Here is a 20,462-nt window from a genome sequence, read left to right on the forward strand (position 1 = left end):
AGTGTGGGAGCTGCGGTGCGACGATTCGACTTGCCAGCGATAGCGGTGTTACAGATGGCTCAAATGGCGTCTGACACGCCGCCATCGCTGGCAAGTCGAATCGTCGCGCCGCAGCTCCCACAATGTTTTCTGGTGTCACTAAAAATAAGGATCAGGCCATGCGCGCACTGGCTGCACTGAGTCGTTTTGTCGGCAATACCTTCGCTTACTGGGTTCTGATTTTCGCTGTGCTCGCGTTCCTGCAACCGGCGTGGTTCCTCGGCCTGAAAGGCGCCATCGTGCCCCTGCTCGGGCTGGTGATGTTCGGCATGGGCCTGACCCTCAAACTTGAAGACTTCGCCGCCGTCGCTCGCCAACCCTGGCGCGTGGCTTTGGGCGTGGTCGCGCATTTCGTGATCATGCCGGGCATGGCGTGGTTGCTCTGCCAGATCTTTCAGCTGCCACCGGAAATCGCCGTCGGCGTGATTCTGGTCGGTTGCTGCCCGAGCGGCACCTCGTCCAACGTGATGACCTGGCTGGCGCGTGGCGATCTGGCGTTGTCGGTGGCAATCGCCGCCGTCACCACCCTCCTCGCCCCACTGCTGACGCCAGCGTTGATCTGGCTGCTGGCTTCGGCATGGTTGCCGGTGTCGTTCATGGAGCTGTTCTGGTCGATTCTGCAAGTGGTGTTGCTGCCGATCATCCTCGGTGTGGTCGCGCAACGCGTGCTCGGCGACAAGGTACGCCACGCGGTAGAAGTGTTGCCGCTGGTTTCAGTGATCAGCATCGTGATCATCGTCGCGGCGGTGGTTGCCGCGAGCCAAGCGAAGATTGCCGAGTCCGGGCTGTTGATCATGGCCGTGGTCATGCTGCACAACAGCTTCGGTTATCTGCTGGGCTACTTCACCGGGCGCCTGTTCGGTTTGCCATTGGCTCAGCGCAAGTCGCTGGCGCTGGAAGTCGGCATGCAGAACTCGGGGCTGGGCGCCGCACTGGCCAGTGCGCACTTCTCGCCGCTGGCGGCGGTGCCGAGCGCGTTGTTCAGTGTGTGGCACAACATTTCCGGTGCGCTGCTTTCGACGTATTTCCGGCGCATGAGCGAAAAACAAGACCGCGAGACGCTGGCGCGGACTGACATGGCGGGTTGATCCGCTGATTAATGCCGGGCACTCTATTGCGCACGCGGGGACGACCTCGCGGCTCAATCGAGTTTTATCCGGGGACGACCCCGTCAATCGATGGAGGTCTCTCATGTCCTGGATCATTCTGTTTTTCGCCGGCCTGTTCGAAGTCGGCTGGGCCGTCGGCCTGAAGTACACCGATGGTTTCAGCCGTCCACTTCCCACCGCGCTGACCATTGCAGCCATGGCTGTCAGCCTTGGCTTGCTGGGTCTGGCGATGAAGGAATTGCCGCTGGGCACTGCTTATGCGATCTGGACCGGGGTCGGCGCCGTGGGCACGGTGATTGCCGGGATCATTCTGTTTGGTGAATCAATGGCGTTGATTCGGTTGGCCAGTGTGGCGTTGATTATCACTGGGTTGATCGGGCTTAAGGTCAGCGCTTAGGCCACTGGCGCCATCGCTGGCAAGCCAGCTCCCACAGGGATCTACAGTGCACAAAAATCCTGTGCACGCCCGAGAAACCTGTGGGAGCCGGGCTTGCCCGCGATGGCGCCCGCACAGCCAACAACTATCTGACTGTGCCGCGCAATTCACTCACCAGCGCCTGCAACTTCACCGGCTCCGCCGCTTCCACAGCTACCGACGAACCCGCCACCAACGTCACCCGCGACCACAATCGGCGAAACACGCCTTTGTTCGGATCGCGACTGAAGAAGCTCCCCCACAACCCCTGCAATGCCAGCGGAATCACCGGCACCGGTGTCTCTTCGAGAATCCGCGTCAGCCCGCCCTTGAACTCGTTGATCTCGCCATCGGCGGTCAATTTGCCTTCGGGGAAGATGCACACCAGCTCGCCGTCCTTCAGATATTGCGCAATCCGGCTGAAGGCCTTTTCGTAGATCTGAATGTCTTCCTGGCGTCCGGCGATAGGAATTGTCCCTGCCGTGCGAAAGATAAAGTTCAGCACCGGCAAGTTGTAGATCTTGTAGTACATGACAAAGCGAATCGGCCGACGCACTGCGCCGCCAATCAGCAAGGCATCGACGAACGATACGTGGTTGCACACCAGCAACGCCGCGCCTTCATCGGGGATTGCGTCAAGATTGCGATGCTCGACGCGGTACATGGAATGGCTCAGCAGCCAGATCATGAAGCGCATGCTGAACTCGGGCACGATGCTGAAGATGTAGGCATTGACGCCAATATTGAGCAGCGAGACCACCAGAAACAGCTGCGGGATCGACAGTTCGACCACGCTCAACAACACGATGGAAACGATGGCCGAAACCACCATAAACAGTGCGTTGAGAATGTTGTTGGCGGCAATCACCCGCGCCCGCTCCTTCTCGGCGGTGCGCGACTGGATCAACGCGTACAGCGGCACGATGTAAAAACCGCCGAAAATGCCGAGGCCGAGGATGTCGAACAGCACCGCCCAAGTGTGGCCGAACGTCAGCACTTCAACCCAGCTATGGCCGGTGACGCTGTCGGGAATTCCGCCGGAATGCCACCAGAGCAACAGGCCAAACACGGTCAGACCGAACGAGCCGAAGGGCACCAGACCAATCTCGACTTTGCGCCCGGAAAGTTTCTCGCAGAGCATCGAGCCGAGCGCGATACCGACTGAAAACACCGTGAGAATCAGCGTGACCACGGTTTCGTCGCCGTGCATCCACTCCTTCGCGTAAGCCGGGATCTGCGTCAGATAAATCGCCCCGACAAACCAGAACCACGAGTTGCCGACGATCGAACGCGACACCGCCGGGGTCTGACCCAGGCCCAGTTTCAGCGTGGCCCACGACTGGCTGAAAATATTCCAGTTCAGGCGCATTTCCGGTGACGCAGCCGCTGCACGCGGAATGCTGCGACTGGCCAGATAACCCAACAGCGCGATGCCGACAATCGCGCCGGAAACCAGCGGCGCGTAATTGGCTGACGACATCATCACCCCGGCACCGATGGTGCCGGCGAGGATCGCCAGAAACGTGCCCATCTCCACCAGGCCGTTGCCGCCAACCAGCTCGTCTTCACGCAACGCCTGCGGCAGGATCGAATACTTCACCGGCCCGAACAGTGCCGAGTGAGTGCCCATGGCGAATAGCGCCACCAGCATCAGCGACAGGTGATCGAACAGAAAGCCGACCGCGCCCACAGCCATGATGGCGATTTCCGCGAGCTTGATGACCCGGATCAGCGCGTCCTTGGCAAATTTTTCCCCGAATTGCCCGGCCAGTGCCGAGAACAGAAAGAACGGCAGGATAAACAGCAGCGCGCACAGGTTGACCCAGATCGAGCGATCACCTTCGATGGTCAGCCGATAGAGAATGGCGAGGATCAGCGATTGCTTGAACACGTTGTCGTTAAACGCGCCAAGCGATTGCGTGATGAAAAATGGCAGGAAGCGCCGGGTGCGCAGCAGGTTGAACTGTGAGGGGTGACTCATCTTCCGTGTGTCCCTGATGGTGGTAGCGAGTGGCCTGATGTTTGTTATTGGAATCTCCAACCGAGACTCAGGCCACACATTACCTAATCTTTGCCGGTTATTTCTTCAAACCTGCAATGCACGGTGAAACAAACAGCTCACCGCGCCATGCGCCCTGCAGCGTGCGCTTGCCGACGATCAGCCACATTACCGCCAGCAACGTCACCAGCGCAGTACCGAAAACGCTAAAGAACGTCAGGTTCAAGGTGCTCGCCAGCTTCAGGGTCGCCAGCGAATACACGCCCAACGGAAAGGTAAAACCCCACCAGCCGAGGTTGAACGGGATGCCGTCGCGCAGGTAGCGCACGGTGATCAGCAGCGCAATCAACATCCACCACAGGCCAAAACCCCACACAGTGATACCGGCCACCAAGCCGAGACCCGAGGCGATTTCACCGATGCCTGGCAGACCATTCGCGGCAAAGATCGCCGGCGCATCGGCACCGAGCAGCAACATGCCCAGAGCGCCGGTGCCGATCGGGCCAAGTGCCAGCCAGCTCGAAGCGGCCATGTTTTCATGCGGCAGTTTGTGCAGTGCCATGCGCAGCAGCAGGATTGTCAGAATGCTGAACGCCACCGGTAGGGAAAATGCCCAAAGCACGTAGCTGGTCACCAGCACCACCAGTTGCGAATGCGCATCCGCCAAATGCGGCGCGAGCAAGCCACCGCTGGCCGCCGCGACTTCCGCCGCCACCACTGGCAGCAACCAGACCGCAGTCATCTGATCAATGCTGTGTTCCTGGCGGGTAAACATCATGTACGGAATCAACACGCCGCAGGCCAGCGACAGCGCCACGTCCAGCCACCACAGCACTTCCGCCAGTTGAATCACTCCGTCACCCCAACGCGGCAAACCGAACAACAGAAAACCGTTGATGATGGTCGCCAGGCCCATGGGAATGGTGCCGAAGAACATCGAAACGGTGGAGTGGCCAAAGATTCGGCGCGCCTCGTCGAAGAACAGGATCCAGCGCGCGGCGTAGGCCACGGTAAACAGGGCGAACAACAGAATGTTGAACATCCACAGACCTTCGGCGAAGGCGTGCATACCGGGAATGGCCACCGGCAATTGCGCCAGCGCCAAGGCCAGCACCCCGGTGCCCATGGTTGCGGCGAACCAGTTCGGGGTGAATTGGCGGATCACTTCACGCGGGTGCTGAAGTTGGCTGAGCGGTTTGAGACCGGGCTTGTTGGCGTTGGGGCAAATCATCATGAACTCCTGTCCTCGAGTGAGGTTGAGTTCATGGTAGAACCGAATCGAATATCTATATAACGGGTAATTTCTCTGACTGTTATCTGTTTTACCAATAAGCAGTCAAACGCTGCCCTCGGATTCAATTACGAGGATCCGCGCCGCACCCTGCGGGTGAGCGACATGTTCAGTGCCGACCGACGCATAAAAGATGTCGCCGACCTCGAGCAGAGTTTGCTGCTCCTCGCCGTTTTCGCGATAGCGCATCTGCACTTGGCCATCAAGCACCACGAACACTTCTTCGCCGTCATTGACGTGCCATTTGTACGGCTGATCGGTCCAGTGCAGGCGCGTGGGGATGCCGTTCATGTTGGCGATATCCAGCGCGCCCCAGGCGCGCTCGGCGGTGAAGGATTTACTGCGGATGATCTTCATCGGGGCGCTCCGTGGGGAAAATGGCTGGCCAAGGCTAACTGAATTCTTGGCGTTTATGGCGCGCTGCTGACTTTTATCGCTTGCGCACGCAGGCTGAGCAGCAAGGCAACGAAACCCGCCGATCTTTACCTGCGACACCCCGCCACGCCTCGACCTTGGTCGACACTGACTATCCGCAGCGCTCGTGCGAGACTGTCCGCCCGGGCGGGAGTCCCGGGAGTCTTCTGTCGGGAGTGTTGCATGTCGCTGTCCACCGGGCTGATCGCCGCCGTCGCCCTGGCCTATATGGCCATCATGTTCGCCATCGCCTTCTACGGCGACCGGCGCAGCACACCGCTGCCGCCACGAGTGCGCGCGTGGGTGTATAGCCTGTCGCTGGCGGTCTACTGCACAAGCTGGACCTTCTTCGGTGCGGTCGGTCAGGCCGCCGAACAACTGTGGTCATTCCTGCCGATCTACCTCGGGCCGATTTTGCTGCTGCTTGGAGCACCTTGGGTGCTGCAAAAAATGGTGATGATCAGCAAACAGGAAAACATCACCTCCATCGCCGACTTCATCGCCGCGCGTTACGGCAAATCGCAATCGCTGGCGGTGGTGGTCGCGTTGATCTGTCTGGTCGGCGTCCTGCCCTACATCGCTTTGCAACTCAAGGGCATCGTCCTCGGCGTTAACCTGCTGATCGGTGCCGGCGCCGATGCCATGGGCACCCGCGCTCAAGATACGGCGCTGATTGTGTCGCTGGTGCTGGCGCTGTTCACCATCGTCTTCGGTACGCGCAACCTCGACGCCACCGAACACCACCGGGGCATGGTGCTGGCGATTGCGTTCGAGTCGCTGGTCAAGCTATTTGCGTTTCTCGCCGTGGGTGCGTTCGTCACTTACGGTTTGTACGACGGTTTCGATGACCTGTTCAGTCAGGCGAAGCTCGCGCCGCGTCTTGAGGAATACTGGAAAGAAACCATCAACTGGCCGTCGATGGTGGTGCAAACCGGCGTGGCGATGATGGCGATCATCTGCCTGCCGCGACAATTCCACGTCACGGTGGTGGAGAACATCGACCCGCAGGATTTGCGTCTGGCGAAATGGGTGTTTCCGGCGTACCTGGCTTTGGCCGCGCTGTTTGTAGTCCCGATCGCTCTGGCCGGTCAGATGCTGCTGCCAAGCTCGGTGCTGCCGGACTCCTTCGTGATCAGTCTGCCGCTGGCCCAGGCGCATCCGGCGCTGGCGATGCTCGCATTTATCGGTGGAGCCTCGGCGGCGACCGGCATGGTCATTGTGGCCAGCGTGGCGCTGTCGACCATGGTTTCCAACGACATGCTGTTGCCGTGGCTACTGCGCCGGAACAACGCCGAGCGCCCGTTTGAAGTGTTCCGCCAGTGGATGCTGTCGGTGCGGCGCGTGAGCATCGTGGTGATTCTGCTGCTGGCTTACGTCAGTTACCGCTTGCTCGGCTCCACTGCAAGTCTGGCAACCATCGGCCAGATTGCCTTCGCGGCGGTCACGCAACTGGCGCCAGCGATGCTCGGCGCGCTGTACTGGAAACAGGCCAACCGGCGCGGGGTGTTTGCCGGGCTCGCGGCGGGCACATTCCTCTGGTTTTACACGCTGGTTCTGCCGATTGCCGCGCGCAGTCTCGGCTTGCCGCTGGAAAGTTTCCCCGGCCTCGCATGGCTGCACAGCAACCCGTTGAACCTGCCGATCACCCCGCTGACGCAAGGCGTGGTGCTGTCCCTGGCCGGCAACTTCACCTTGTTCGCCTGGGTTTCGGTGCTGTCGCGCACGCGGGTGTCGGAGCACTGGCAGGCAGGACGCTTCATTGGCCAGGAAATCAGCGCCCGACCAAGCGCGCGTTCGATGCTCGCGGTGCAGATCGACGATTTGCTGCAACTGGCAGCACGCTTTGTCGGTGAAGAACGCGCGCGGCAGAGCTTCATCCGCTTCGCTTACCGCCAGGGTAAAGGCTTCAACCCGAACCAGAACGCCGACGACGAATGGATCGCGCACACCGAACGTTTGCTGGCTGGTGTGCTCGGCGCTTCTTCGACGCGTGCGGTAGTAAAAGCCGCCATCGAAGGTCGGGAAATGCAGCTGGAGGACGTAGTCCGCATCGCTGACGAAGCCTCGGAAGTGCTGCAGTTCAACCGCGCGTTGCTGCAAGGCGCCATCGAAAACATTACCCAAGGCATCAGCGTGGTCGACCAGTCGCTGAAGCTGGTGGCGTGGAACCGGCGTTATCTGGAGCTGTTCAACTATCCGGACGGTTTGATCAGTGTTGGCCGACCGATTGCCGACATCATTCGCTACAACGCCGAACGCGGTTTGTGCGGCCCCGGCGAAGCGGAAGTGCACGTCGCGCGACGTCTGCACTGGATGCGTCAGGGCCGTGCGCACACCTCGGAACGTTTGTTCCCCAACGGCCGGGTGATCGAGCTGATCGGTAACCCGATGCCCGGCGGCGGTTTCGTCATGAGTTTCACCGACATCACCGCGTTCCGCGAAGCCGAACAGGCGCTGACCGAGGCCAATGAAGGGCTTGAACAACGGGTGAGCGAACGCACGCAGGAGCTGTCGCAACTCAACGTCGCGTTGACCGAAGCCAAGGGCACCGCCGAAGCGGCCAACCAATCGAAAACCCGGTTTCTGGCGGCGGTCAGCCATGACTTGATGCAGCCGCTGAATGCCGCGCGATTGTTCTCAGCCGCCCTTTCGCATCAGGACGACGACTTGAGCAGCGAGGCGCAGAAACTGGTGCGCCATCTGGATAGCTCGCTGCGTTCGGCGGAGGATCTGATCAGCGATCTGCTGGATATTTCGCGCCTGGAAAACGGCAGGATCAACCCGGATCGCAAGCCGTTCGCGATCAACGAGTTGTTCGACATTCTCGGTGCCGAATTCAAGGCGCTGGCGCAGGAACAGGGCTTGAGCTTCCGCGTACGCGGCAGCCAGTTGCGCATCGACAGCGATATCAAGCTGCTGCGGCGCATCTTGCAGAACTTCCTGACCAATGCTTTCCGCTACGCCAAAGGCCCGATTTTGCTGGGTGTGCGCCGGCGCAACGGTGAAATCTGTCTGGAAGTATGGGACCGCGGGCCGGGGATTCCGGAAGATAAACAGCAAGTGATCTTCGAAGAGTTCAAACGTCTCGACAGCCATCAGACTCGCGCCGAGAAAGGCTTGGGACTGGGCTTGGCGATTGCCGACGGCTTGTGCCGGGTGCTCGGCCATACATTGCGCGTGCGCTCATGGCCGGGGCGCGGCAGCGTGTTCAGCGTGCGCGTGCCGCTGGCCCGCACGCAGATTGCGCAGCCGAGCGTTGCGCTCGAGATCAACGGCAAGTTGCACAGCGGCGCGCGGGTGCTGTGCATCGACAATGAAGACAGCATTCTGATCGGTATGAACAGCCTGCTGACGCGCTGGGGCTGTCAGGTGTGGACGGCGCGCAATCGCGAAGAATGCGCGGCGCTGCTGGCCGATGGGGTGCGCCCGCAACTGGCGCTGGTGGACTATCACCTTGATCACGGGGAGACCGGCACTGAGCTGATGGCGTGGCTGCGCACTACTCTCGGTGAGCCGGTGCCGGGGGTGGTAATCAGTGCTGACGGCCATCCGGAAACCGTGGCGCGGGTGCATGCGGCGGGGCTGGATTATTTGCCCAAACCGGTGAAACCGGCGGCGTTGCGGGCGTTGTTGAGCCGGTATTTACCGCTATAGAGAGAATTGGCTAAGCCTCGCAGTGAGGCTAGTGACGCCATCGCGGGCAAGCCCGCTCCCACAGGGTTTTCAGTGATCACAGATTTTGTGACCGACAGATAACCTGTGGGAGCTGGCTTGCCAGCGATGCTTTTGAATTTATTCAGGCAACTCGACCAACCCATCAACATCAGTCATCGCCCGCTCCAGCAGCTCCGCCGGCAGACTTTTACTCGCCCGCGCGCCCAACAATTTCAGCTGTTCGCTGCGACTGACCAGATTGCCGCGCCCTTCGGTCAGCTTGTTGCGCGCCGAACTGTAGGCTTTATCGAGTTGCTGCAAGCGATTGCCGACCTCGTCCAGATCCTGGATAAACAACACGAACTTGTCGTACAGCCAACCGGCGCGCTCGGCAATTTCGCGGGCGTTCTGGCTCTGGCGTTCCTGTTTCCACAGGCTGTCGATCACGCGCAAGGTTGCGAGCAATGTGGTCGGGCTGACGATCACGATATTGCGATCAAAGGCTTCCTGAAACAGCGTCGGCTCAGCCTGCAACGCGGCAGAAAACGCCGCTTCGATCGGTACGAACAGCAAGACGAAATCGAGACTGTGCAACCCGTCGAGACGTTTGTAATCCTTGCCGGCCAGGCCTTTGACGTGATTGCGCAGCGACACGACGTGCTGCTTGATGGCGATCTGGCCGATGGCGTCGTCGTCCGCTGCGACGTATTGCTGATACGCGGTGAGGCTGACCTTGGAGTCGACCACCACTTGCTTGTCGCCCGGCAGATAGATAATCACGTCCGGCTGAAAGCGCTCGCCGTCCGGACCTTTGAGATTGACCTGCGTCTGATACTCGCGGCCCTTCTCCAGGCCAGCGTGTTCGAGCACGCGCTCGAGAATCAGCTCGCCCCAATTGCCTTGGGTTTTCTGGCCTTTGAGGGCGCGGGTCAGGTTGGTGGCTTCGTCGCTCAGGCGTAGGTTGAGCTGTTGCAGACGCTCAAGCTCCTTGGCCAGCGAGAAACGCTCGCGAGCTTCTGCCTGATAACTTTCTTCGACGCGTTTCTCGAAGGACTGGATGCGTTCTTTGAGCGGATCGAGCAACTGGCCGAGGCTCTTCTGGCTGGTTTCGGCGAACCGCTGTTCGCGCTCATCGAAGATCTTGCCGGCCAGTTCTGCGAACTGTGCGCGCAGTTCATCACGCGAGCCTTGCAGGTCGTCGAGGCGTTGCTGGTGGCTTTCCTGCTGCTCGCGCAACTCGGCGTTCAGCGAAGCGGCCTGGGCGTCGAGACGGCGCAGCTCGGCTTCTTTGTTGGCGCGCTCCAGATTCCACGCGTGGGACGCATCACGGGCGTCGTCGCGTTCGATTTGCAGCAACTCGACTTCGCGGCGCACCGCGGCGAGATCAGCTTGTTTGGCGGCGTTGGCCTGAGCGAGGTCGGCGATTTCATCGCGACTGGCTTCAAGCTGCGCGTTGAGTCCGTCCTGAGCCATTTGCGCCATGGCCAGTCGCTCTTCGAGCAGCGCGACATCAGCCTGACTGGTGCTGGCGCGGCGTTGCAGTTGCCAGGCTAGCGCAAGTAGCGGCAGCGCTGCGCCCGCCAGACCGAGCAGGATGCTGGTCAAGTCCATCGCCATAGTCATTCTCGCCGATCAAATAAAGCCTGAAGGTTAACCAAAGCGTCAGGTCTTGGACAGCTCAGTCTGCGATCAGACCGAGTTCCTGTTGTGCGCGACGGTCACCAGCGCGGGCGGCCTGGCGCAGCAGGTCCTGGCCAATCCGGCGATCGCGGGCGTTGCCGCACTCACGGCACATCAATTGACCCAGACGGCTTTGCGCAACCACCACGCCGTCGCGCGCAGGCTGTTTGAGCAGGCGGCCGGCGAGGTGCTTGGCATTCTGATTGTCACTCAGGCACGGGCTGTCCAGCAGCCATTCGGCCACGCGAACGGAAAATCGCTTGGGAGCGGTAACACGCGGGGTCTGTGAGGTAACAGCTTCTGGCGTTGAGCGAAACTTCATAAAGCACTGTAGGGCAGATCGGAAGGCGCGCCACTCTACTCTTTTTTTCGCACAGGTAAAGTCGAAAAAACCCGGCACGCCCGTGCTAGAGCAAGCGCTCGGGACAATCCACAGAAGCTGTGGATAAGTCAGTGGACAACCCGCTTTGAACTCTCGCAAAGCCTTGTGGAATGGGCCTCGCAGTCAAACTGACGATTTTTTCACCAGTTAAAAAAACCGATGTTTTTCATTGACTTAAACTTTCGGTGCAGGCAGCTACCTGAGTCAGGATTGATATGACAGCGCCGTTACCGCGTGCGCAACTAATGTGCACAAGTACCTGTTTCGCGGCTATATGGATGCACGTTTTTGGGCATTCACTAGCAACGCACGCCAACTCAGTCAATCTATTTTCATATTGTGGGTTGCTCTCTTCGAAGGGTTCCATTACTATCCGCGGCGTTAGTACCAAGCTGAAAGTCAATTCCGGTCGAACAACTCCTCGCGGTCAACCTTCTCAACAGAAGCCTTCACCGACAAAACAGGATCGACCCCTCGATGGTTTCCAGGTAAATCTTGCGCCGACACAGCCTTTGAAATGAATGCAAAGGGTGTTGCGAAGAACATTTACTCTGACCGAACCAACCTGCAAATTGATCAGGATCTTCACCCCGGGCCCAGAACCTTTGCCCTTGATGTGTTGCCTGCCCTCCTAAGTACCTACCTGCCAGCCCAAGCGCGCCAATTTATCAGCGCTTCAAACTGGCTGCTTTGTTCCAGTCGGGTTCTTCGTTCGACCAATGGTGGTCAACGTCACTGGAACGTTTTAACGCTGCACGGTTCTTATCCGTGTCATTTGTAGGAACACCTAATAACTATGTCGACTCAAATCCATACTCAGGATGCCATTCGCACCCTAACCAACGCTTTTGCTCCAATGAACTGCCTGATCATGGCCGCTCGCAAAGGCTGCTTCAGCTTCACCCTGGTCAATGAACACGGGATCGCCCGCCACAGCGAGCGTCTGTATCCCGACCAGTACTCCAGCGCCGAACCGCTGCAGGCTATCATTGACCGTACTCGCCAGGCACTGGTTGCCTGAGACGACGAAACGGCTGAAAAAGCAAAGCCTCGCTTAAAACGCGGGGCTTTTTATTGCCTGATATTTCACTTTTCCCGGTTTCCGGCTAAGCACCAACCGATATAACGGTTATAACTGCTCGCTGGAAATATTGTAAAAACAGACCTTTACGTCGCGAATATGACACTACACTTCAACTCAAGCGGCGTAATCCGCTTCCGGCGAGCCTGACTCGATCCACCGCTGCCAAGCCCCACCTCAGGCATCGCCGCCCACTTCGTGTTTCGAGGGTTTTATGGGTATCGCTGCCAGCGAACTGTGCCGTTATGTGATTCGTCCTACGCTGATTTATCTGGGACGCCACTGCGCAACTGCCGAAGCCCTGCTGCTGGGTATCGCTGCCAGTCAGTCTGCCCTTGGTTCCGCACTGCATGACCGCCGTGGCCACGGCCTGTACCGAATTGCCGAACACCGGCATCAGGCGCTGTGGGATCACTACCTGGCGCTGGATCCGGAGCGCGCCAGCATGGTGCGCGGCCTCGCCAGCCAGCATGCGTTTCTCAGCGGCCCGCATCTGGAACTGACCGTCAATCTGCGTTACGCCACTGCCATTGCCTGGCTGCTGGTAGAAGAACAGAACCCCATCCTCCCCGACTCCGACGATCTGCTGGGCATGGCGCGCATCTGGCGCCAGACTTTTCAGCCGCAAGGTCGCCTGCGCGATTTCACCTCTGCCTGGCAAACCTGTGTTTCATCCATGAATCAGGTCGCTTGCTGACCCACCAGTTTCGCAAGATCCTGCAACAGGTCGCGAATTTGGTCGGATTGTCCTACAAAACCGCTCTAACTCAAGCCATACGGACTATAGCGCTGAGGCGAAAATCTTGGTAATTTCCGCCCCGGTGATCACCAGGAGTTCTAATAATGAAAAAAGTAATGCTCAAAACCACCCTTAGCCTTGCCGTTACCGTGGCATCCACGCAGATTTTCGCCGCTGGCTTTGCCATCAACGAACACAGCATCAGCGGGATGGGGACTGGGTACGCCGGGCGATCTTCTTCTGCCGACGACGCAAGTACTGTTTATGGCAACCCTGCCGGCATGTCGCGCATCAAGCGCGAACAAGTGACTGGCGGTGTTGCGTTCCTCGACGCTTCGACCGATATCAGCGACGGTAGCTCCAGCCCGAATGGCGGGAGCAACAAAGGCGATATGGTGCCCTTCACCTCCGTACCTATGGGCTACTACGTCAAGCCGATCGATGATCACTGGGCATTCGGTTTTGGCGTATACGTCCCGTTTGGTCTGATTACCGATTACGAAAACGGCTTCGCCGGCCGCTACTTCGGCAGCAAGTCCGAAGTACAAGTCATCACCATGCAGCCGACGATCAGCTACGCCTTTAACGACAAGGTGTCGATCGGTTTCGGTCCGACCATCAACCGCATCGATGGTGCGCTGGAATCCAACCTCTCGATCACCCAGGCCCTGCCGGACGGCAAAGTCAAGATCAAGGGTGACGACACCGCTCTGGGCTACAACATCGGCGTGCTGGTACAAGCTACCGACAGCACTCGCGTGGGTCTGACTTACCATTCGAAAGTCGACTACAAACTCGAAGGCAACACCAAGGTCAACTACGGTGCCTTGGCCTTGGCCGGACTCAGCTCCAGCCAGAAATACGACGCTTCGCTGAAGATCACCACGCCTGAATCGGTGGATCTGTCGGTTACCCAGGCGATCAACGATCAGTGGAACGTTTACGCCGGTACGACTTTCACCCGCTGGAGCCAGCTGAAGGAAATCACCGTCAAGAACTCCGGCGTACAACCTGCACTGGCTGGCCAGTTCGGCGAAATCACCGAAGACCAGAACTGGCACGACTCCTGGGCTTACGCCATCGGTACTTCGTATCAGTTGAACAAGGAATGGGTACTGCGTACCGGTCTGACCTTCGACCAGTCGCCGACCAACAACGTCGACCGTTCGCCGCGTATTCCTACCGGCGACCGCACGATTTTCAGCCTCGGTGCCGGCTGGAGCCCGACCGAAGACCTGACCATCGACGTCGCGTATTCGTACCTGAAGGAAGAGAAGGTCAACATCCGCAACGAGAACGCACGCGGCCAGACTTACAATTCCCAGTATGAAAACTCGGCAAACGGCTTCGGTGTCGGCGCAACTTACCGCTTCTGATGCTGTACGGCGAGGCTGACCCCTCGCCCACCAAAAAGCCCCGCGCTCCTTACAGAGGCGGGGCTTTTTCGTGGGCGTCGATCAGGGTTTCAACGGTTTCGAGGCGATGGCTTTCTCGATGGCGGCGATGAATTCCGGATCATCCGGTTTGGTCAGGCTGGAGAAGTTGGCAATGACCTTGCCCTGACGATCAATCACGTACTTGTAGAAATTCCACTTCGGCGCGCTGCTCTGCGCGGCCAGCACCTGGAACATATGCGTGGCGTCGTCACCACGGACTTTCTGCGGCTCGGTCATGTTGAACGTTACGCCATAGTTGGCGTAACAAACCTTGGCGGTCTCTGCGCTGTCCTTGGACTCTTGCTTGAAGTCATTCGAGGGGACGCCGAGCATTTCCAGACCTTGCGCCTTGTAGCGCTGATTCAGCGCCTCCAGACCTTCGAACTGCGGGGCGAAACCGCAGAAGCTGGCAGTGTTGATCACCACCAGCGGCTTGTCGGCGTATTGTCGGCACAGATCAATCGATTCCTTGGCGCGCAACTTGGGCAGCGAACCCTGTAACACCTCCGGGCAGTCCGCCGCCTGGGCCAGTCCGGTCAACGCTATCAGCAACGCAGGAACAGCACACCAGCGCTTGAGCATGTCGGGCATCCTTCTAAGTCGTCAGGCTTCGACGTTACTCGCGCTCGCCGCCTGCTAGCAAGCGGCTTTCTAGCAAATGCTCATGCCCAGTTGCATCAGCGCCAGTCCCCCCTGATGCCAGCCCCACCACACCAGCGCGAGCAATGCGGCGCCGAGTGCAGTAACGAGGATCTGCGGCCAGTAACGATTCATGCAGCGTTCGCCCGGGTTTGCAGGCGCGCCACCGGACGCTCGCGCACCGGCCAGTTCAGCGCGGCCGCCAACAGGCTCAAGAGAATCGCCACTTGCCAGATCAAGTCATAACTCCCGGTTCGGTCATACACCACCCCGCCCAGCCAGCCGCCGAGGAACGAGCCGAGCTGATGGAACAGGAACACGATGCCACCGAGCATGGACAGGTTGCGCACGCCAAACAAGGTCGCCACGGTGCCGTTGGTCAGCGGCACGGTCGACAGCCAGAGGAAGCCCATAGCCATGCCGAACGCATACGCCGTGATCGTCGTCACCGGCAACCAAAGGAACAAGCCGATCACCACCGCCCGCAGCAAGTACAACCCGGTGAGCAGACGCGGCTTGGACATACGCCCGCCGAGCCAGCCGGCGGTGTAGGTGCCGAAGATGTTGAACAGCCCGATCAACGCCAGCACCGTGGTGCCAACCGTCGCCGGCAAATGCTGATCGACCAGATATGCCGGCAGATGCACACCAATGAACACCACTTGAAAACCGCAGACAAAAAAACCGAACGCCAGCAGCCAGAAACCGGAGTGCGAGCAGGCTTCGCGCAACGCTTCGGACAGGGTTTGTTCGTGGCCGAGCACCGGCAGCGGCTTGTCCTTGAGCATGCTCACCAACGGCACGATCAGCGCCACTAGCAAACCCAGCACCAGCAATGCCGCCGACCAGCCGAGCCAGCTGATCAGCCCGAGCGTGCCGGGGAGCATGGCGAACTGGCCGAAGGAGCCGGCGGCACTGGCGATACCCATGCCCATGCTGCGTTTCTCTGGCGGCACGGCGCGACCAACTACACCAAGAATCACCGAGAACGAAGTCCCGGACAGGCCGAGGCCGATCAACAATCCGGCACTCAGCGACAGCGTCACCGCCGAATCAGACAAGCCCATGAAGACCAGTCCGAGGGCGTAGAGCACGCCGCCGACCAGCACCACTTTTGCCGCGCCAAAACGGTCGGCGAGTGCCCCGGTGAACGGCTGCGCCAGACCCCAAATCAAATTCTGCAGGGCGATGGCGAAGGCAAACACACCGCGCCCCTAGCCGAACTCGGCGCTCATCGGCGACAGAAACAGACCGAAACCATGGCGCACGCCCAATGACAACGCCAGAATCAGCGCACTCCCGAGCAACACCCAACCGCACGTACGCCACATTGAACTCATTATTATTCTCCAGTCACAGGTATATACCCGCTTAGGTCGGCAAAACCGGCGTTACGCCAGTTCGTCCAGCAGTCTCAGCAAGGTTTCACGCTTCTCGGCGCCCAGTTTATCGATCAATCGCTGCTGCGCCGCTTCCCAGGCCGGCAGGGCCGCTGCCAAGCGATGTGCACCGATTTCGGTGAGCTTGACGATGCGGTTACGCATGTCTTCGCCCTCGGCCAGCGCTACCAGGCCCTCGCCTTCCAGCACCCGCAGATTGCGCCCGAGGGTGCTGCGATCCAGGCCCATCGCTTCGGCCAGCTCGGAGATGCTCGGTTGGTCCAGCCGCTGCAAGTTGCACAACAGAGAATACTGGGCAACGTTGATCCCGAAGCCGTCGAGGGCGCCGTCGTAATGCCTGCTGACGCCACGAGCGGCGCGACGCAGGTTAGTGCACAAACACTGAGAAGGAAGCATGATGCGTGTATATACCCGCGAGTCTGTTAAATCAAGTTACACATCAAAATAATGCCAGTCCGACGAGGACTGCCATCTCGAGCAATTCCAACAGAGCGCCAGCGGTATCACCGGTGGTTCCGCCCAAGCGCCGCACCATCAGGTGCCGCAACCAGACAAACCCTGCGAGCGCCACCAGCAACGCAATAAATCCGCTGAATCCAGCCAGCAACACGCAACCCAACGCACTTGCCGCAAGCACCCGCCAACCCGCCTTGCGCGGCAGATGATCCGCCAGCGCCTGCCCCAATCCACCGGCGCGCACGTACGGCGTGGTCAGGAATAATCCGAGCAACGCTGCGCGCCCGATCAGCGGCACGATGATCAAAGCCACGCTTTGCTGCTGCTCGATCACCGCCAGCAACGCCGCAAACTTCAGCAGCAGCACCAACACCAGCGTCACCACCGCAATCGGCCCGCTGCGCGGATCTTTCATGATCAGCAGCGTGCGTTCGCGATCACCAAACCCACCGAGCCAGGCATCGGCGCTGTCCGCCAGCCCATCGAGATGCAATGCGCCGCTAAGCAGCACCCACACCGTCAGCAACAATGCCGCATGCAGCAGGATTGGTGCGCCGGCCAACGCAATGTTCAGCGCCCACAGAATCAGCCCGAACAGCAATCCCACCAGCGGATAAAACAGCAAAGAACGACCGAGTGCCTCGGGTGCGGGCATTCCCGGCAGACGCACCGGCAGGCTGCTGAGAAATTGCAGGGCGATCCACAGTGGCAGCATCTCAGCAGACTTCCTTGAGCACGCCGTCAGCCGCGACGTTCAGCGAAAACAGACTTGCGTGAGCGACCTCGACATTGAGCAATTGCTCGCGCGGCAACCCACGCGCGCGCGCCAGCAATAAACGCATCACGCCGCCATGGCTGACCAGTAAAACGCGTTCGCCTGCATAGGCTGCATGCAACCGCTCGACTGCTGCCAGAACCCGTCTGGAAAACTCAATCACCGGCTCACCCTGCGGCGGCGTAAACCCATACGGGTCAGCCCAGAACAAACCCAGCGCCTCGGCATCGGTCTCCATCAACGCCGCCGCGCTCCGGCCTTCCCAAGCGCCGAAGTGCAGTTCTTGCAGATCCTTGTCCAGCGTCACCGGCAGATCCAGTTGCGCGCCGAGCTCCTCAGCGAATCGCGCACAACGCTGCAATGGCGAACTGACCAATCGATCCCACGGCCCCTGCCCGACCACCGCCGCACGCATCTGCGCCCAGCCTTTTTCGGTCAAAGCGTCGTCAAGACTTCCGCGCAGGCCGCCGCCGAGTTCGGTTTCACCGTGGCGCAGTAGGTCCAGACGCAAAGTCATGCCGGACGATCCGCCACTGCCGCTTCGGCGAAGGTCGCCATCTGCCCGTGCAGATCACATGCCAGACGCAGCAACGGCACCGCCAGCGCCGCACCACTGCCCTCGCCCAGACGCAGACCGAGTTCCAGCAACGGCTCGGCATTCAGCGTTTCCAGCACATGGCGGTGGCCCGGCTCGGCACCGCGATGACCGAACAGCAGCCACTCGCGGCAGGCCGGATTCAGACGCACCGCCACCAGCGCAGCGACCGTGCAGATAAAGCCGTCAACCAACACCGCAACGCCTTCCTGGGCACACGCCAGATAAGCGCCGACCAGCGCCGCGATTTCGAAACCGCCGAGGTTGAACAGGGTTTGCAAAGCATCGCCACGTTGCGCGGCATGCAGCGCCAGTGCGCGCGCGATCACTTGCACCTTGTGGCTGACGCCTTCGGCATTCAGCCCGGTGCCGGGGCCGGTCAGGTGAATCACCGGGCAGTCGAGCAACGCGCAGGCCAGCGCACTGGCGGCAGTGGTGTTGCCGATGCCCATTTCGCCGCCGATAAACAATTGCGCGCCGGCCGCTTTAGCACGCAGCACGCTGTCGCGGCCGGCCTGCAACGCGAGTTCACCCTGAGCCGCAGTCATCGCCGGGCCGTGGGCGAAATTCGCCGTGCCCGGGCCGATATTCAAGTGACGCACACCCGGCAGATTCAGCGACGGCGTGACCGTACCGAGATCCACCACTTCAAGTTGCGCATCGAGTTGCCGCGCCAGCACGCTGATCGCCGCACCACCGCTGACAAAGTTCAGCAGCATCTGCCCGGTGACTTCCTGCGGAAACGCCGACACGCCTTCAGCGACCACGCCGTGATCGCCCGCGAAAATCGCGATCCACACCTGATCCAGACGCGGCTTGACCTGCCCCTGCAACCCGGCCAGTTGCACCGCCACAGATTCCAGCCGCCCGAGCGAACCAGCAGGTTTGGTCAGTTGCTGCTGACGTGCCGCCGCTTGTGCAACGGCATCGGCATCCAGCGCTTGGCACGGGTTCAGCCACCAGGATTGAGTCATAAAGCAGGTCCTTTCAAAGTCAGGGGCAGGCCGGCAACCGTCAGGACCACTCGCTGACAACGCTCGGCCAGAGCTTGATGCAGCCAACCGGCTTCATCGACATAGCGGCGAGTCAATTCGCCCAGCGGCACGACACCCATTCCGGTCTCGTTGCTGACAAAAATGATTTCCCCCGGCAGCGTCGCCAGGCAATCAAGCAGCGCTTCGCGTTCGGCGGCGAGGCGCTCGGGATCGTCGAGCATCAGCAGGTTGGTCAGCCACAACGTCAGGCAATCCACCAGCAGGCAACGCTCGGCGCTGGCGCTTTCGCGCAGGATGCGGGCCAGTTCCAGCGGTTCTTCGATCAACGCCCATTCGGCGGGACGACGCGCGCGATGATGGGCTACGCGCTCGCTCATTTCACCGTCGAGTGGCTGGCTGGTGGCGATATAGGTCACGGCCAACGCGCTGTCGCTGGCGAGTTTTTCTGCCAGACGACTTTTGCCGGAGCGGGCGCCGCCGAGGATCAGTTGGAGCATGAAGGCATCCTGAAAATTGTATGTTGTGGCGACTGGCCCCATCGCGGCATTGGTATCTACACATCTAAGTTCTTCGGCTGGCCATCCAGCCGATGGCTTCTTTAGCAAAAGCCGCCAGCTCCTCTGGGGTGTGTTGCTCCAACGTCTCACACATGGCCAAAAGCATGTATAAGCCCGCCAGCACCGCTGAAGCAGTAACCGGCTGTGAGCGCTTCATTTGGCGGCCAGACAAGCGCACCAGAAAGTCCCGTGTTTGTTCAGCAAACTCACCTTCCGCCCGCATGATTCGCCAACTCACCGCACAAGCCTGACTGGCAATCAGCAGCCGTTTGAACACAGCTTCACCGCTTTCTTGCTGCCAATTTTCCAACTGATGCCCGCCGCCTTTGAGCAGCTTGAAGTAGGACTCGATGCGCCAACGCCAGTAATACCAAAGAGCCAATTGCTCGCCTGCAACCTGCTGTTCAAGATTGCTCAGCAAATACCATTCAGCCAGCAAACTACCGTCTGCGCCCATGATTCGGCTAATGATCAGCCGTGCCGGCAAGGGCTCTCCAGCCTTGTGCAGCGTCTTGCGCTCGGCCCTGTCTTTGAGAAACGGCTGCGCTTTACGGGTGAGTACGACTGACGCTTCCCCGACCCATTGAATCGCCGGTTTCCCCTTGTATTGGACCTTGCGAGTTTCTGTGTAAACAAGCCCGCTACCAATCTTGCTCAATGGCTGGGATTGGCCCTCATAAGTGGCGTTGGAGCCAGCTTTTACGCGTAACAGCCAGTTCCAGCCCTCGGCTTGCCAGCGCCGCATGTGCGCTACTGAGTCGGCTTCTCGATCCACGATATGGACCAGTGGCTTGGCAAATTTTTGT

The 20,462-nt window shown here is 59.9% G+C and carries 19 protein-coding genes and 1 pseudogene; 6 read left to right on the forward strand and 14 right to left on the reverse strand.

Annotation, left to right across the window (positions count from 1 at the left end; all coding sequences use genetic code 11):
- The first annotated feature begins 158 nt into the window (after nt 1-158).
- Together ACP7EE_RS13630 and sugE are read left to right on the forward strand one after the other, a co-directional pair.
- A complete protein-coding gene (locus tag ACP7EE_RS13630; protein ID WP_426234894.1) occupies nt 159-1,127 on the forward strand; it encodes a bile acid:sodium symporter family protein in 969 nt (322 codons plus the stop codon).
- Between the two features lie 103 nt (nt 1,128-1,230).
- Nucleotides 1,231-1,545 (forward strand): quaternary ammonium compound efflux SMR transporter SugE, encoded by a 315-nt coding sequence (gene sugE, locus ACP7EE_RS13635; RefSeq protein WP_042558337.1) that lies wholly within the window; start codon nt 1,231-1,233, stop codon nt 1,543-1,545.
- 124 nt (nt 1,546-1,669) lie between these two features.
- Here sugE and ACP7EE_RS13640 read toward each other — a convergent pair whose 3' ends face one another.
- The 3 genes from ACP7EE_RS13640 to ACP7EE_RS13650 form a co-directional block, all read right to left on the reverse strand.
- On the reverse strand, nt 1,670-3,544 hold the full coding sequence (locus ACP7EE_RS13640) for an MFS transporter (protein WP_426234895.1): 1,875 nt from the start codon (nt 3,542-3,544) through the stop codon (nt 1,670-1,672).
- Between the two features lie 97 nt (nt 3,545-3,641).
- On the reverse strand, nt 3,642-4,793 hold the full coding sequence (locus ACP7EE_RS13645; protein WP_426234896.1) for a TDT family transporter: 1,152 nt from the start codon (nt 4,791-4,793) through the stop codon (nt 3,642-3,644).
- A 105-nt stretch (nt 4,794-4,898) separates the two neighbouring features.
- On the reverse strand, nt 4,899-5,210 hold the full coding sequence (locus ACP7EE_RS13650; RefSeq protein ID WP_426234897.1) for a cupin domain-containing protein: 312 nt from the start codon (nt 5,208-5,210) through the stop codon (nt 4,899-4,901).
- Between the two features lie 240 nt (nt 5,211-5,450).
- Here ACP7EE_RS13650 and ACP7EE_RS13655 point away from each other — a divergent pair, with 240 nt between their 5' ends.
- Nucleotides 5,451-8,921, forward strand: coding sequence for a hybrid sensor histidine kinase/response regulator (locus ACP7EE_RS13655; RefSeq protein ID WP_426206408.1), 3,471 nt, complete (start codon nt 5,451-5,453; stop codon nt 8,919-8,921).
- A gap of 138 nt (nt 8,922-9,059) precedes the next feature.
- Here ACP7EE_RS13655 and rmuC read toward each other — a convergent pair whose 3' ends face one another.
- Both rmuC and ACP7EE_RS13665 read right to left on the reverse strand, forming a co-directional pair.
- Complete coding sequence (rmuC, locus tag ACP7EE_RS13660; RefSeq protein WP_426234911.1) at nt 9,060-10,424, reverse strand: DNA recombination protein RmuC; 1,365 nt, start codon at nt 10,422-10,424, stop codon at nt 9,060-9,062.
- Nucleotides 10,425-10,599: 175 nt separating this feature from the next.
- Nucleotides 10,600-10,923, reverse strand: coding sequence for a sel1 repeat family protein (locus ACP7EE_RS13665; RefSeq protein ID WP_426206409.1), 324 nt, complete (start codon nt 10,921-10,923; stop codon nt 10,600-10,602).
- An 856-nt stretch (nt 10,924-11,779) separates the two neighbouring features.
- Here ACP7EE_RS13665 and ACP7EE_RS13670 point away from each other — a divergent pair.
- The 3 genes from ACP7EE_RS13670 (at nt 11,780) to ACP7EE_RS13680 (ending at nt 14,179) form a co-directional block, all read left to right on the forward strand.
- Nucleotides 11,780-12,004 (forward strand): hypothetical protein, encoded by a 225-nt coding sequence (locus tag ACP7EE_RS13670; RefSeq protein ID WP_420648078.1) that lies wholly within the window; start codon nt 11,780-11,782, stop codon nt 12,002-12,004.
- 274 nt (nt 12,005-12,278) lie between these two features.
- Complete coding sequence (locus ACP7EE_RS13675; protein WP_426234898.1) at nt 12,279-12,761, forward strand: hypothetical protein; 483 nt, start codon at nt 12,279-12,281, stop codon at nt 12,759-12,761.
- A gap of 146 nt (nt 12,762-12,907) precedes the next feature.
- Nucleotides 12,908-14,179 carry an OmpP1/FadL family transporter gene (locus ACP7EE_RS13680; protein ID WP_420648076.1) on the forward strand — a complete coding sequence of 424 codons (1,272 nt, stop codon included), beginning with the start codon at nt 12,908-12,910 and terminating at the stop codon, nt 14,177-14,179.
- A gap of 81 nt (nt 14,180-14,260) precedes the next feature.
- Here the strand turns inward: ACP7EE_RS13680 and ACP7EE_RS13685 are convergent, their stop codons facing one another.
- The 9 genes and pseudogenes from ACP7EE_RS13685 to ACP7EE_RS13725 all read right to left on the reverse strand — a co-directional run.
- Nucleotides 14,261-14,821 carry a glutathione peroxidase gene (locus tag ACP7EE_RS13685; protein WP_426234899.1) on the reverse strand — a complete coding sequence of 187 codons (561 nt, stop codon included), beginning with the start codon at nt 14,819-14,821 and terminating at the stop codon, nt 14,261-14,263.
- A 69-nt stretch (nt 14,822-14,890) separates the two neighbouring features.
- Nucleotides 14,891-15,013, reverse strand: a complete 123-nt coding sequence (locus ACP7EE_RS13690; RefSeq protein WP_420648074.1) for a hypothetical protein — start codon at nt 15,011-15,013, stop codon at nt 14,891-14,893.
- Nucleotides 15,010-16,218, reverse strand: a pseudogene (locus tag ACP7EE_RS13695) (MFS transporter). The gene ACP7EE_RS13690 and the pseudogene ACP7EE_RS13695 overlap by 4 nt, the downstream one beginning before the upstream one ends.
- Nucleotides 16,219-16,269: 51 nt before the next feature.
- On the reverse strand, nt 16,270-16,674 hold the full coding sequence (locus ACP7EE_RS13700) for a MarR family winged helix-turn-helix transcriptional regulator (protein WP_420648072.1): 405 nt from the start codon (nt 16,672-16,674) through the stop codon (nt 16,270-16,272).
- Nucleotides 16,675-16,717: 43 nt separating this feature from the next.
- Nucleotides 16,718-17,449 carry an adenosylcobinamide-GDP ribazoletransferase gene (locus ACP7EE_RS13705; protein WP_426234900.1) on the reverse strand — a complete coding sequence of 244 codons (732 nt, stop codon included), beginning with the start codon at nt 17,447-17,449 and terminating at the stop codon, nt 16,718-16,720.
- A 1-nt stretch (nt 17,450) separates the two neighbouring features.
- The gene (cobC, locus tag ACP7EE_RS13710) at nt 17,451-18,026 is read right to left on the reverse strand and encodes an alpha-ribazole phosphatase family protein (protein ID WP_426234901.1); all 576 of its coding nucleotides are present in this window, start codon (nt 18,024-18,026) and stop codon (nt 17,451-17,453) included.
- On the reverse strand, nt 18,023-19,078 hold the full coding sequence (gene cobT, locus ACP7EE_RS13715; RefSeq protein WP_426234902.1) for a nicotinate-nucleotide--dimethylbenzimidazole phosphoribosyltransferase: 1,056 nt from the start codon (nt 19,076-19,078) through the stop codon (nt 18,023-18,025). The genes cobC and cobT overlap by 4 nt, the downstream gene beginning before the upstream one ends.
- A complete protein-coding gene (gene cobU / locus ACP7EE_RS13720; protein ID WP_426234903.1) occupies nt 19,075-19,596 on the reverse strand; it encodes a bifunctional adenosylcobinamide kinase/adenosylcobinamide-phosphate guanylyltransferase in 522 nt (173 codons plus the stop codon). Before cobU ends, cobT begins: the two co-directional genes overlap by 4 nt.
- A 64-nt stretch (nt 19,597-19,660) precedes the next feature.
- Nucleotides 19,661-20,462: transposase (locus ACP7EE_RS13725; RefSeq protein ID WP_426234904.1), on the reverse strand; the 802-nt coding region annotated here is incomplete at its 5' end.

Origin of the sequence: Pseudomonas sp. TWP3-2, assembly GCF_049897765.1 — a bacterium.
Classification (GTDB): domain Bacteria; phylum Pseudomonadota; class Gammaproteobacteria; order Pseudomonadales; family Pseudomonadaceae; genus Aquipseudomonas.